The 13,672-nt window shown below is 65.7% G+C and carries 10 protein-coding genes; 8 read left to right on the top strand and 2 right to left on the bottom strand.

The window, feature by feature from the left end:
• Positions 1-60 precede the first annotated feature (60 nt).
• Together obgE and proB are read left to right on the top strand one after the other, a co-directional pair.
• Positions 61-1,086 carry a GTPase ObgE gene (gene obgE, locus C5F46_RS03825; RefSeq protein WP_107324039.1) on the top strand — a complete coding sequence of 342 codons (1,026 nt, stop codon included), beginning with the start codon at positions 61-63 and terminating at the stop codon, positions 1,084-1,086.
• Positions 1,074-2,186, top strand: a complete 1,113-nt coding sequence (gene proB, locus C5F46_RS03830; protein WP_107324040.1) for a glutamate 5-kinase — start codon at positions 1,074-1,076, stop codon at positions 2,184-2,186. Before obgE ends, proB begins: the two co-directional genes overlap by 13 nt.
• 139 nt (positions 2,187-2,325) lie before the next feature.
• On the opposite strand, the gene C5F46_RS03835 is transcribed toward proB, so the two are convergent.
• The gene (locus C5F46_RS03835) at positions 2,326-3,699 is read right to left on the bottom strand and encodes a M20/M25/M40 family metallo-hydrolase (protein WP_107324041.1); all 1,374 of its coding nucleotides are present in this window, start codon (positions 3,697-3,699) and stop codon (positions 2,326-2,328) included.
• 232 nt (positions 3,700-3,931) lie between these two features.
• Between C5F46_RS03835 and hemA the strand changes: the two genes are divergently transcribed.
• From hemA to ispG, 3 genes are all read left to right on the top strand, one after another.
• Positions 3,932-5,161, top strand: coding sequence for a 5-aminolevulinate synthase (gene hemA, locus C5F46_RS03840; protein ID WP_107324042.1), 1,230 nt, complete (start codon positions 3,932-3,934; stop codon positions 5,159-5,161).
• Between the two features lie 111 nt (positions 5,162-5,272).
• Positions 5,273-6,520: a helix-turn-helix domain-containing protein gene (locus tag C5F46_RS03845; RefSeq protein WP_107324043.1), complete on the top strand. Its 1,248-nt coding sequence runs from the start codon at positions 5,273-5,275 to the stop codon at positions 6,518-6,520.
• 80 nt (positions 6,521-6,600) lie between these two features.
• Complete coding sequence (gene ispG / locus C5F46_RS03850; RefSeq protein ID WP_107324044.1) at positions 6,601-7,722, top strand: flavodoxin-dependent (E)-4-hydroxy-3-methylbut-2-enyl-diphosphate synthase; 1,122 nt, start codon at positions 6,601-6,603, stop codon at positions 7,720-7,722.
• Between the two features lie 55 nt (positions 7,723-7,777).
• On the opposite strand, the gene C5F46_RS03855 is transcribed toward ispG, so the two are convergent.
• Positions 7,778-8,527 (bottom strand): DsbA family protein, encoded by a 750-nt coding sequence (locus C5F46_RS03855; protein WP_107324045.1) that lies wholly within the window; start codon positions 8,525-8,527, stop codon positions 7,778-7,780.
• A 128-nt stretch (positions 8,528-8,655) separates the two neighbouring features.
• On the opposite strand from C5F46_RS03855, the gene C5F46_RS03860 reads away from it, so the two are divergent.
• From C5F46_RS03860 to C5F46_RS03870, 3 genes are all read left to right on the top strand, one after another.
• Positions 8,656-9,801 (top strand): pyridoxal phosphate-dependent aminotransferase, encoded by a 1,146-nt coding sequence (locus C5F46_RS03860; RefSeq protein WP_107324046.1) that lies wholly within the window; start codon positions 8,656-8,658, stop codon positions 9,799-9,801.
• Positions 9,798-11,018: an N-acetylmuramoyl-L-alanine amidase gene (locus C5F46_RS03865; RefSeq protein ID WP_107324047.1), complete on the top strand. Its 1,221-nt coding sequence runs from the start codon at positions 9,798-9,800 to the stop codon at positions 11,016-11,018. The genes C5F46_RS03860 and C5F46_RS03865 overlap by 4 nt, the downstream gene beginning before the upstream one ends.
• 86 nt (positions 11,019-11,104) lie before the next feature.
• Positions 11,105-13,651, top strand: a complete 2,547-nt coding sequence (locus C5F46_RS03870; protein ID WP_107324116.1) for a penicillin-binding protein 1A — start codon at positions 11,105-11,107, stop codon at positions 13,649-13,651.
• Positions 13,652-13,672: the final 21 nt, after the last annotated feature.

The raw sequence follows: 13,672 nt of genomic DNA on the forward strand, positions 1-13,672 counted from the left end.
ACCGCTTGCAGATTGACGCGCCCAAGCGTAAACGGACGCCTTGCGAAAGGGGCCTGTCCGATGAAATTCCTTGACCTCGCCAAAGTCTATATCCGCTCCGGCGCGGGCGGCGGCGGCTGCGTGTCGTTCCGGCGCGAGAAATTCATCGAATTCGGCGGCCCCGATGGCGGTGACGGCGGCACCGGCGGTTCGGTCTGGGCCGAGGCGGTGGATGGGCTGAACACCCTGATCGACTTTCGCTATCAGCAGCATTTCTTTGCCAAGAACGGCCAGCACGGCATGGGCAGCCAATGCACCGGCAAGGATGGCGACGATATCGTGCTGAAAGTGCCCGTGGGCACCGAGATCATCGACGAAGACGAGGAAACCCTTGTCGCCGACCTGACGCAGGTCGGCCAGCGCGTGCTGCTGGCGCGCGGTGGAAATGGCGGCTGGGGCAATCTGCGCTTCAAATCGGCTACCAACCGCGCCCCCTCGCGCGCCAATCCGGGGCAGGACGGGGTCGAACGCACGCTTTGGCTGCGACTGAAGCTGATCGCCGATGCGGGGCTTGTGGGCCTGCCCAATGCCGGCAAATCGACCTTCCTCGCCGCAGTGTCGAACGCGCGCCCCAAGATCGCGGATTATCCCTTTACCACGCTGGTGCCCAACCTTGGCGTGGTGGGGGTCGATGGCAAGGAATTCGTGATGGCCGACATTCCGGGCCTGATCGAGGGCGCGTCCGAGGGTCGGGGCCTGGGAGATCAGTTTCTGGGCCATGTCGAGCGCTGTGCGGTGCTGCTGCATCTGGTCGATGGCACCTCGTCCACGATCACCAGGGATTACCGCACGATCATAGCCGAGCTGGAAGCCTATTCCGAAGAGCTCGCCTCCAAGCCGCGCATCACCGCGCTGAACAAGATCGACGCGCTCGACGCCAAGACACTCGGCACCCGCAAACGGGCGCTGGAAAAGGCCACCGGCGGGCCGGTGTTCCTGATGTCGGGTGTGTCGCGCAAGGGCGTTCCCGAGGTGCTGCGCGCGCTCTGGGCGCAGATTCAGGAGCGCCGCGGCACCGCCCAGGAGGATGCGCCGTGGCAACCCTGACGCCTGATGTTGCCGCAGCCCGGCGGCTGGTGGTCAAGATCGGCTCGGCGCTGCTGGTGGGGGCAGGCGGGCTTCGTGTCGATTGGCTCAAGGCGCTGGCCGAAGATGTGGCGGCGGCGCGGTCGCGGGGGGCGGATGTGATCCTTGTTTCCTCCGGCTCGATCGCGCTGGGGCGCCGGGTGTTGGGCCTGCCCGCGGGCCCGCTGTCGCTGGAACAAAGCCAGGCGGCAGCCGCAGTGGGCCAGATCCGGCTGGCCCGCGCCTATGAAGAGGTGCTGGCCCCGCATTCCGTGACCACCGCGCAGATCCTGGTGACGCTCGAAGATACCGAGGACCGCCGCCGCTACCTGAACTCGCGCGCCACGATGGAAACCTTGCTGGGCCTTGGCGTGGTGCCGATCGTGAACGAAAACGACACGGTCGCCACCGACGAAATCCGCTTTGGCGACAACGACCGCCTGGCGGCCCAGATCGCGGTGACAGTGGGGGCCGATCAACTGGTGCTGCTGTCCGATGTCGACGGGCTCTATTCCGCCAACCCCAAGGAAGACCCGACCGCCGAGCGCTTTGCTGTGGTAGATCACATCACCCCCGAAATCGAGGCGATGGCGGGCGATCCGATCTCGGGCCTGTCAAAAGGCGGGATGAAGACCAAGCTGATGGCGGCCAAGACGGCGGTCGCGGGCGGCTGCGCCATGGCGATCATGGAGGGCTCGGTCGAACGCCCGCTGCGGGCGCTGGCCAAAGGGGCCAATTGCACCTGGTTCCTGCCTGAGGCCGACCCGCAACTGGCGCGCAAACGCTGGATCGGCGCGATGAAACCGCGCGGAGAGATCGGCGTGGATGCGGGCGCCGTGGCGGCGCTGGGTCAGGGCAAGTCACTGCTGCCCGCGGGCGTCACTGGCATCTTCGGTGCCTTCGGCCGCGGTGATCCGGTGGCGATTCTTGGTCCCGATGGCGCGGTTCTGGGCAAGGGGCTGGTGCGCTACACCGCCCCCGAGGCGCGCGCGATCGCGGGCCACAAGTCGGGTGAGATCGAGGCGATCCTGGGTTATCCGGGCCGCGCGGCGCTGATCCACCGCGATGATATGGTGATCTGACCGGGCAGGGGGGGCGCTGCCCCCCACGCCCTGCGGGCGTTCCCCCCGGGATATTTGATCCAAGCTGAAAAAAACCGATCCCGCTTCATCTTGGTCGAAATATCCCGGGGGTGCGGGGGCAGCGCCCCCGCGGCTTCGGTCAGCCCGCGATCCGGTCGAGCACGCGCACCCAGCTGCGTATGCCCTTGTGGAAGCATTCGAGGTCGTATTTCTCGTTCGGGGAATGGATCTGGTCGTCATCGCGGCCAAAGCCGATGAGCATCGCATCCATGCCGAGGATCGTCTTGAAATGTCCCGCGATCGGGATCGAGCCGCCGCAGCCCACGAAGGCGGCGAGGCGGCCCCATTCCTCGGTCAGCGCGGCGCGTGCCGCGTCAAAGGCGGGGTCGGAGATTTCCATCAGGCTCGCGCGGCTGGCGCCGTGGCCGTGAAACTCCACCCGGCAATCGGGCGGCAGCAGGCTTTGCACATGGGCGCGGAAGGAGGCGCGGATCGCCAGCGGGTCTTGCCCCGGCACCAGCCGGAAGCTGATCTTGGCATGGGCCTGCGCAGGCAACACCGTCTTGAACCCGTCGCCGGTGTAGCCGCCCCAGATCCCGTTCACCTCGCAGGTCGGGCGCGACCAGATCATTTCCAGCGGTGTGCGGTCCTGTTCGCCCGCGGGCGTCGTAAGGCCAACGTCGCCCAGAAACCGCGCATGGTCGAAGGCCAGCGCCTGCCACTGGGCGCGCACCTGTTCGGGCAATTCCTGCACGCCCTCGTAAAAGCCCGGCAGAGTGATGCGGCCGGTGTCGTCATGCAGGCTGGCGATGATCCGCGCCAGCACCCGGACCGGGTTGATGGCGGCGCCGCCATACATGCCCGAATGCAGGTCTTTCGACGGGCCGGTGATGGTCAGCTCCTCGCCCAGAAGGCCGCGCAGCATGGTCACGATCGCGGGTTGATCATCGGCGAAAAGGCCGGTGTCGCAGATCAGCGCCAGATCGGCGGTCAGTTCGGCCGCGTTTTCCTGCATGAAGGGCACCAGCGAGGGCGAGCCCGATTCCTCTTCGCCTTCAAGAAAAATTGTCAGGTTTCCGGGCAGTTGCCCGTGAACCGATTTCCATGCGCGGCAAGCCTCGATGAAGGTCATGAGCTGCCCCTTGTCATCCGAGGCGCCCCGTGCGCGGATCACTTTTCCGCGAGGCGTGTCCTCGATCTGGGGGGCGAAAGGGTCGCGGTCCCACAGTGACAGCGGGTCCACGGGCTGCACGTCGTAGTGGCCGTAGAACAGGATGTGGCGCCCCGCGCCCGGCGCATGGGCCACCACCATCGGGTGGCCGGACGTGGGCCGCAGCGCGGCGGAAAAACCCAGATCGGTCAGTTCGCGCACCAGCCAGCGGGCTGCTTCGGCACAGCTTTCCCTGTAGGCAGGGTCAGTGGAAATTGACGGAATCCTTAGCAAATCCAGCAGCCTTGCCACTGCGTCGGGCAGGGTTTCGTCGATCCGGGTCAGGACGGTTTCAAGGCTCATCGCGGGCTCCCATTCAGATGCGGGTCGAACCTAACAGCCGGGGCGCGGCTGTCCAGAGGCGGGCCAGTGCGGAGCCGTGCAAGAGCGCGGGTGATCGGCCTTGATCATTGCGGGACGGGTTTCAAGGCCCCGCGTCAATTTATTCTTTCCCAAATCCCGATTTGACTCGTATCAAAGCAGGACTTTGGCGCAGCCTTTAGGGCTGTCCCCAGCGACTAGCGAGGGAAATGACATGGATTTCAACCAGGCACTCGATCGGGCGATTGGACGTCTGCACGAAGAGGGGCGCTACCGCACCTTCATCGACATCGAACGGCAGAAAGGCGCCTTCCCGAAAGCGGTCTGGAGCCGTCCTGACGGCACGACCAAAGACATCACCGTCTGGTGTGGCAACGACTATCTGGGCATGGGCCAGCACCCCACCGTTCTGGCCGCGATGCATGAGGCGCTGGATTCCACCGGCGCCGGTTCGGGCGGCACCCGCAACATTTCGGGCACCACCGTTTACCACAAGCGTCTGGAAGCCGAGATCGCCGACCTGCATCACAAGGAGGCGGCGCTGGTGTTTTCGTCGGCCTATGTGGCCAATGACGCGACGCTGAGCACGCTGCCGCAGATTTTCCCGGGGCTGATCACCTATTCCGACAGCCTCAACCACGCCTCGATGATCGAGGGTATCCGCCGCCACGGCGGCCAGCGGCGGATTTTCCGCCACAATGACGTGGCTCACCTGCGCGAACTGCTGGAAGCTGACGATCCCGAGGCGCCGAAGATGATTGCCTTCGAATCCGTCTATTCGATGGATGGCGATTTCGGCCCGATCTCGGAAATCTGCGACCTGGCCGAGGAATTCGGCGCGCTGACCTATATTGACGAGGTTCATGCCGTGGGCATGTATGGCCCCCGCGGCGCGGGCGTGGCCGAGCGTGACGGGCTGATGGACCGGATCGACATCATCAACGCCACGCTGGGCAAGGCCTTTGGCGTGTTCGGCGGCTATATCGCGGCATCGGCCAAGATGGTTGATGCGGTGCGCAGCTATGCCAAGGGGTTCATCTTCTCGACCTCGCTGCCACCGGCGATTGCGGCCGGGGCGCAGGCCTCGATCGCCTTCCTCAAGACCGCCGAAGGGCAGAAACTGCGCGACGCGCAGCAGTTGCACGCGCGTGTGCTGAAGATGCGGCTGAAGGGGCTGGGGATGCCGATCATCGACCACGGCAGCCATATCGTGCCGGTTCACGTCGGTAACCCGGTTCACTGCAAGGCGCTGTCGGATATGCTGCTGGAAGATTTCGGCATCTATGTGCAGCCGATCAACTTCCCCACCGTGCCGCGCGGAACCGAGCGTCTGCGCTTTACGCCCTCGCCGGTGCACGATCTGGGGCAGATTGATCATCTTGTGCGCGCGATGGATTCGCTTTGGGCCCGCTGTGCGCTGAATCGCGCCGAGAACATCGCCTGAGATGTTTTCTGCCGATGCATCCCTCGCGCTCCTGTGATACCGAAATTACAAGAGGTCGGTATTTAACGGCTCGATTCGTCTATAACTTGGGCATCGAGAAAGAGGCGGGGCATGATCGGGCGGAGGGGTTCACCTTCGGTGCAGCAGGTTGACGGGCCGAAAGGCTTTGACGATTTTGACCTGCGGCTAGGGGATATGATGCGTGGCGAACGCGCCACGCTGGCCAAATCCTTGCTTGATGTGCAGCGCGAGTTGCGCATCAAGGCTGCCTATATCGCCGCTATCGAAAATGGCGATATTGCAGCCTTTGACACCCCCAGCTTTATTGCGGGATATGTCCGGTCTTATGCGCGCTATCTGGGGATGGACCCGGATCGGGCGTTCGAACGCTTTTGCCGCGAGGCGGGCTTTGTGCCGACCCATGGCATGGCCGCGGCCGCGTCCGGCCCCAAACCGCAGCGCCGCCCGGCCGACCCGGCCGAGGCGCTCGCCAACCCCAACGCTGCTTTTGTGCCGCGCGCCGAGCCGTTCTGGTCAAAGATCGAACCGCGCGCCGTCGGGTCGCTGATGGTTCTGGTCGCTCTGGCGGGCGGGTTGGGCTACGGCGGCTGGACCGTTCTGCAAGAGGTGCAGCGCGTGCAACTTGCCCCGGTCGATCAGGCGCCCGGCGTGGTGGCCATGCTCGACCCGCTGGAGGGTGCGCCGATGCTGGCCGAGGCCAGCGATACCGCCCCCGTTCTGCCGGGCGCCGAGGCGCTGGATCGTCTTTACCGCCCGCAGGCTCTGGAAACGCCGGTTCTGGTGGCCCGCGATGGCCCGATCGCCGCGATCGACCCGCGTCAGGCGGGCGTTCTGGCCGCGCCGATGCCCGACAGCGGCCTTGGCCCGGTGATGACCGGCGGCGGTTCGGGGCTGATGTTGGCCGAGACGGACGATCTGTCGGAACAGCCTGCGGTGCGCACCATTGCCGCCGACGCACCCGAGGTGGAGTTGGTCGCGGTGCGCCCGGCCTGGGTGCGGGTGCAGGCACAAGATGGCACCGTGATTCTGGAAAAGGTGCTGGATGCGGGGGAACGCTTTGCACTGCCCAGGCTGGAACAACCGCCGCTGCTGCGCGCGGGTGAATCGGGCGCCGTCTATTTCGCGGTGAACGGCGAAACCTATGGCCCGGCGGGCAAGCGCGGCGAAGTGACCAAGAACATCGAACTGTCGCCCGCGGCGCTGACCGGCAAATATGCGTTGGCAGACCCTGCCGCAGATGCCGATCTGGCCCGCGCGACCAATGTGGCGCAGGCCGCGCCCGCGATGCTGGCGCCCGATCTGCCGCGGCCGGTCAGCCGCCCTGCGCCCAGCGAATAGGTCGCAGCGCGGGCACGGTTGCCCGCGCGCCCGCACTGGCCTATCTGTGGTGCAGACATACTGACCCCGAGGGTTTTCCGATGCACAATCCTGTCCGCCCCTGGCGCAATATCGAACGGCGCAAATCGCGCCAGATCATGGTGGGCAAGGTGCCGGTCGGGGGCGATGCGCCGATTTCGGTGCAGACCATGACCAACACCATCACCTCGGATGTGAGGGCGACGCTGGATCAGGTTCTGCGCGCCGCCGAGGTGGGGGCCGATATCGTCCGCATCTCGACCCCTGACGAAGACTCGACCCGCGCCCTGAAGGAAATCTGCCGCGAAAGCCCTGTGCCGATCGTGGCCGACATCCATTTTCACTACAAGCGCGCGATCGAGGCCGCCGAGGCGGGCGCCGCCTGTCTGCGCATCAACCCCGGCAACATCGGCGATGCGCGCCGCGTCGCCGAGGTGGTGAAGGCCGCCAAGGATCACGGCTGCTCGATCAGGATCGGGGTGAACGCGGGGTCGCTGGAAAAGCATCTGCTGGAAAAATACGGCGAGCCGTGCCCCGAGGCGATGGTGGAAAGCGGTCTGGACCACGTCAAGATTTTGCAAGACCACGATTTCCACGAATTCAAGATCTCGGTGAAGGCGTCGGATGTGTTTCTGGCCGCTGCCGCCTATCAGGCGCTGGCCGAGGCGACCGATGCCCCCCTGCATCTGGGCATTACCGAGGCGGGTGGCCTGATGGCGGGCACGGTGAAATCGGCTGTGGGCCTGGGCAACCTTTTGTGGGCCGGGATCGGCGACACGATCCGGGTCAGCCTGTCGGCCGATCCGGTCGAAGAGGTGAAGGTCGGCTACGAAATCCTGAAGTCGCTGGGTCTGCGCACCCGCGGTGTGCAGATCATTTCCTGCCCGTCTTGCGCGCGGCAGGGGTTTGACGTGATCAAGACGGTCGAGGCGCTGGAAAAGCGGCTGGAACACATCAAGACGCCGATGAGCCTGTCAATCATAGGTTGTGTGGTGAACGGCCCCGGTGAGGCGCTGATGACCGATATCGGCTTTACCGGCGGCGGGTCGGGGTCGGGTATGGTCTATCTTGCGGGCAAGCAGGATCACAAGCTGTCGAACGACAAGATGATTGACCACATCGTGCAACTGGTCGAGGAACGCGCGGCCCGGATCGAAGCCGAACAGGCCGAAGCCGCCGAGTGATTGCCCGGCCGGGGCGGGGCAAGCGCCGGGCATCGCCCGGCGCTTTGGTCTTGGGTCAACCGCGTTCTTCGCCGACCAGCGCCTGCATGCCCTGCAGTGGCAGGTAGCCGCGCAGCAACTGCCCGCCCAGCACAAAGGTCGGCGTGCCTGAAATCCGCATCCGCTCGGCCAGTTGGTGATTGGCGCGCAGCACCGCCGTTACCTCTTCCTCGTTCATCCGTTTCAAGATCGCCGGGGCATCAAGCTTCAGGTCTTCGGCCAGCCGGGTCAGGCTCTCCAGCGTGACGGCGCCGCGGAAGGCAATCAGCCGGTCATGCGCGGTCTTGTAGGCCGCATCCCCCGCCAGTTGCTTGACCGCCACTGCAAACCGCGCCGACAGGTCGGATTCTGCGCCAAGGATCGGAAATTCCTTCATGATCAGGCGGATGTTGCCGTCCGACTTGACCAGTTCGGCGACCTCATCATGCGCCTTGCGGCAGTAGGAACAGCGGTAATCGACAAATTCGACCAGCGTCACATCCCCTGTAAGGTTGCCGCCGACCCAGGAATGGCCATCCTCGAAGATGTCTTTCGCATTGGTCTGGACCAGAACCTTGTCATTCTCGGATTCCGCGGCCTGCTGGCGTTCTTCCAGCACTCCGATCGCCTCGACCAGAACCTGGGGGTTCTCCATCAGATAGGCTTTGACCGCCTCGCCAAAGGCCGCGCGTTCGGTCTCGGTCATGGCGGCGGGGTCGAAGGCGGCGGCCGGGCCGGCCAGAAGGGCCGCCGACAGGGCGAGGGCGGCAAGGGGCGTGCGGGTCATGGGCTGTCCTGTATTTCCGTTCGGGTTGCGCGCAGCATCGCGGTGCGGGAGTGGAATGGCAAGGTGGCATCCTTGACCTTCGCCCCCTGCGCTGGAATACCGGGCCAGTTGCAGCCTAGGAGCAGCCGATGCGATCCTCAACCCGTGGTCAGGTCGATCCCTTCATCGTGATGGATGTGATGGAGGCTGCGCGTGCGGCCGAAGCCGCCGGGCGCCATGTGATCCACATGGAGGTGGGCCAACCCTCGACGCCCGCGCCCGCCGCCGCGCGCGCAGCCCTAGCCCGCGCGCTGGAAACCGACGCGCTGGGCTATACCGTGGCGCTGGGCCTGCCTGCGCTGCGCGAGGGTATCGCGGGGCTGTATCGCCGCTGGTATGGCGTCGATCTGGACCCGGCGCGGGTGATCGTGACGCCGGGGTCGTCGGGGGCGTTCCTGCTGGCCTTTGCGGCCTTGTTCGACGCAGGCGACCGGGTGGCGCTGGGCGAGCCGGGCTATCCGTCGTATCGGCAGATCCTGCGCGCGATGAGCCTGACGCCGGTGGGCATTCAGACCCGCGCCGAGGACCGGTTCCAGCCGCGCCCCGATGATATTCCCGCCGATGTGGCAGGGCTGATCGTGGCCTCGCCCGGCAACCCTTCGGGCACGATGCTGGGGCATGATGCGTTGGGCGCGCTGGTGCGGGCGGCGGCGGATCGGGGCATCGCCTTTGTGTCGGATGAAATCTACCACGGCCTGCATTACGAAGACCGCGCGGTTTCGGCGCTGGAACTGTCGAACGATGTCTATGTGATCAACTCGTTTTCCAAGTATTTCAGCATGACCGGCTGGCGCGTGGGCTGGATGGTGGTGCCCGAAGATCACATCCGCACGGTCGAACGGCTGGCGCAGAACATGTTCATCTGCCCGCCGCACGCCAGCCAGATCGCGGCGCTGGCGGCGCTGGACTGCATCGACGAGCTGGAAGCGAACCGCGCGGTTTACGCCGAAAACCGCCGGCTGATGCTGGAGGGGCTGCCAAAGGCGGGGTTTACAAAGATCGCGCCGCCCGACGGGGCGTTTTACATCTATGCCGATGTGTCGGACCTGACCGATGACAGCCTGCGATTTGCGGCTGAAATTCTTGAAAAGACAGGCGTTGCGGTGACGCCGGGGCTGGATTTCGATCCCCGGCGCGGGGCGCACACGTTGCGGTTTTCCTATGCGCGCGCCACCGCTGACATCCGTGAGGGGCTGGCGCGGCTGGCAACCTATATGGCGGCGCGGGGCCGATGATCTGCTGGGCGCGCTATCTGCTGGCGGCGCTGGTGCTGGGGCTGGCCCTTGTGGGCGGTGCCCCCGCGCAGGACCGTTCTGCGCTGGCGCGGCTGGAGCCGGTGCGCAGCGCTATCGTGGACGAGGGCCGCGGGATCGCCGTTGATCTGGGGCTAAGCCAGCCGGTGCCGTGGCGCGTTTATTTGCTGGATGCGCCGCCCCGGCTGGTGATGGATTTCCGCGAGGTTGATTTCTCGGCCGCCCGGTCCGAGGCGCTGGAACATTCCGACCGTGTCGTGGCGCTGCGCTGGGGGCCGATCCGGCCGGGCTGGTCGCGGCTGGTGGCGGAACTGTCGGGGCCGTTCAACGTGACACTGGCCGAGGCCCGGACCGAAGACGAGGCGCTGGTGCGGGTCCGGCTGGCACCCGCCAGCCCCGAGGATTTTGCCGCGCGGACCGGCGCCCCCGCCTCGGCGCTGTGGGATCTGCCGCAGCCCGCCCCGGTCGATGCGCCGCGTCGCCGCCAGACCGGGGCCGAGGCGCTGAAGATCGTGCTCGACCCCGGCCACGGTGGCATCGACCCCGGCGCCGAGGCCGATGGCGTCAGCGAGGCGGTTCTGGTGCTGACGTTTGCGCGCGATCTGCAAGACCGCCTGCGCCGCGCCGGAATGCGCGTGGTCATGACGCGCGAGGAAAACGTCTTTGTGCCGCTGGAAACCCGCATGTCGGTGGCGCGCGCCGCGGGGGCCGATCTGTTCTTGTCGCTGCATGCCGATGCGCTGGCCGAGGGCGAAGCGGCGGGCGCTACCGTCTATCTGCTGGCCGAAGAGGCCAGCGAGGCCGCCGCGCAACGGCTGGCCGAACGCCACGACCGGGCCGACCTGCTGGCAGGCGTCGATCTGGAGGGCCACGACGACGAGGTGGCGGCGGTGCTGATGGAACTGGCGCGGGCCGAAACCGCGCCGCGTTCGCAACGGCTGGCGCTGGCGCTGGAGGGGGCGATCAAGGGCGCCGGGCTGAAGATGCACAAGCGCGCGATTCAGGCCGCCGAGTTTTCGGTGCTGAAATCGCCCGATATCCCCTCGGTGCTGCTGGAACTGGGCTTCATGTCGTCGGCCGCCGATCGCGCGCGGCTGATCGACCCGGTCTGGCGCGGTCAGATGGCCGATGCGATTGTGGCGGCGATTGCCCTATGGGCGCGCGGCGACGCGGCCGAGGCGCAGATGATCCGCCAATAGGCGGTGCGCCGCCCGGCTGACACCGAGTTGTTTTGACCCTGCCCGCGCGCGGCGGTATAGCGGGGTGTCCGTTTGTGGGGGTGCCCTTGATCCGCTTTTTTCTTTCCGTCTTCGGCAGTCTGTTCAGCTGGATCGTCACGGCGGTGTTTTTTGGCGCGCTGACGCTGGGTGCCATTTTCTGGATGTATGGCCGCAACCTGCCCAGCCACGAGCAGCTTGCCCAATACACGCCCAAGACCATCAGCCGCATCTATTCCGGCGAGGGCCGTCTGATCGACGAATTCGCCGAGGAGCGGCGCCTGTTCGTGCCGATCGCCGAAATCCCCGATGTGGTGAAACAGGCCTTCATCTCGGCCGAGGACAAGAATTTCTATACCCACAAGGGGTATGACGCCCGCGGCATCATTGCCGCCGCGGTCGAGGCGGTGCGCTCGCGCGGGGAAAACGTGCGCGGGGCGTCAACCATCACGCAGCAGGTTATGAAGAACTTTCTGTTGTCGTCCGACCGTTCGGCGGAACGCAAGATCAAGGAACTGATTCTGGCCACGCGGCTGGAGGAAACGCTGTCGAAAGACCGCATTCTGGAATTGTATCTCAACGAGATATTTCTGGGTCAGAACAGCCACGGCGTGGCCGCCGCCGCGCAGACCTATTTCAACAAGACACTGGCCGAACTGGCCCCGCATGAGGCGGCAACGCTCGCCGCGATGCCCGCCGCCCCGTCGCAGTTTCATCCGGTGCGCGCCAAAGACCGCCTGATCAGCCGGCGCAACTATGTGCTGCGCGAGATGTGGCAGAATGGTTATCTTGACGAGGCCACCTATCTGCGCGAACGCGAGGCGTCGCTGAAATCGGTGCAGAACGGCGATTATGAACCGTTCCGCGAAGCGCTGCCGCCGCGCGACTATTTTACCGACGAAATCCGCCGCCAATTGTCCAAGACCTTTGGCGAGGAAGAGTTCTTTGGCGGGGGCCTGACGATCCGTGCCACGGTCAATCCGTCGATGCAGCAGGTGGCTGCTGGCGCGCTGCGCGAGGCGCTTGAGAAATACGACCGCAACATCGGCCTGTGGCGCGGCACGAAAGTGGCCATCGACCCGGCGCGGCTTGGGTCGGAAACCGATTGGCGCGCGGCCCTGGCCGAGGCCAAGGTGCCGCGCGACATCAAGGGCTGGCACCCGGCCGTGGTGCTGGAGGTAGGCGCGCGTGACGCGCGCATCGGCATCGAGGGCGTCAGCGACGATGCCGATGGGCACTGGATTCCGGCCGAAGACGTGACATGGGCGCGCAAACTGATGCCGGGGCGCCAACGCGCGCCGCAGGCCAAGGTGGCGGGTGATCTGGTCGGCGTCGGCGATGTTGTGCTGGTGAAATCGCTGACCGGCAAGGATGGCAATTTCCTGCGCTGGTCGCTGCGGCAGGTGCCCGACATTCAGGGCGGCTTCATGGCGATGGACGTGAACTCGGGCCGGGTGATCGCGATGCAGGGCGGGTTTTCCTACCAGTCATCGGTCTTTAACCGGGCCACGCAGGCGCAGCGTCAGCCGGGGTCTTCGTTCAAGCCCTTCGTCTATGCCGCAGCGCTGGACAGCGGTTTCAGCCCCGCCACTATCGTGATCGACGCGCCCATTGAGGTGAACACGCCGCAGGGGCTGTGGCGGCCCAAGAACGCCTCGAACAAGTTTTACGGCCCCACGCCGGTTCGCACCGGGGTCGAACAATCGCGCAACCTGATGACGGTGCGGATCGCGCAGGAAATCGGGATGGAGACGGTGGCGGCCTATGCCGAACGCTTTGGCGTCTACAGCCCGATGAAGCCGTTTCTGGCCAATGCGCTGGGCAGTCAGGAAACGACGCTGTTCCAGATGGTGGCGGCCTATGCGATGTTTGCCAACGGCGGCGAGCGGGTGGAACCGACGCTGGTTGACCGGGTGCAGGACCGCTGGGGCCGCACCGTCTATCGCCACGATCAGCGCGGCTGCCCCGACTGCGGCGCGCCGCGGCTGGCATCGGGGCAGGCGCCCGCCATCACATCGAACCGGGAACGGGTGATGGATGCGATCACCGCCTATCAACTGACCTCGATGATGGAGGGTGTGGTGCAGCGCGGCACCGCCCGCGGCATCAACCTGCCGGTGCCGATTGCGGGCAAGACCGGCACCACGAATGACGCCAAGGACGTGTGGTTCATCGGCTATTCCTCGAACCTCGTTGCGGGCTGCTATATCGGCTACGATCAGCCGCGTAGCTTGGGCAACGTCTCGGGCGGGGGGTTCTGCGGGCCGGTGTTTGAAAGCTTCATGCGCGAGGCGATCAAGAGCTATGGCGGCACCCGGTTTGCGGTTCCGCCGGGCGGGCATTTCGTCAAGATCAACCGTTTCACCGGCGAGCGCCTGTCGGACGATGCCAGCGGCGAGCATGTAGTGGCTGAATATTTCCGCGACGGCGACGATAGCCTGACCGGGCTTTACGCGGTGATCGATGGCGGCTTTGGCATGGGGGAAAACCTGCCTATGTTCGCGCAGGGCGAGGATGATTTCGGCTCTACAGCCATTACCACCTCGACCGGGCAGCAGAGGGTCATCCCGAAGAAGGCTGATTTCGGCACATTGTCGGCCGGCGGGCTTTACTGACCCCGTCCTGCGGCGCGGCCC

The organism is Phaeovulum veldkampii DSM 11550 (assembly GCF_003034995.1).
Taxonomy (GTDB): domain Bacteria; phylum Pseudomonadota; class Alphaproteobacteria; order Rhodobacterales; family Rhodobacteraceae; genus Phaeovulum; species Phaeovulum veldkampii.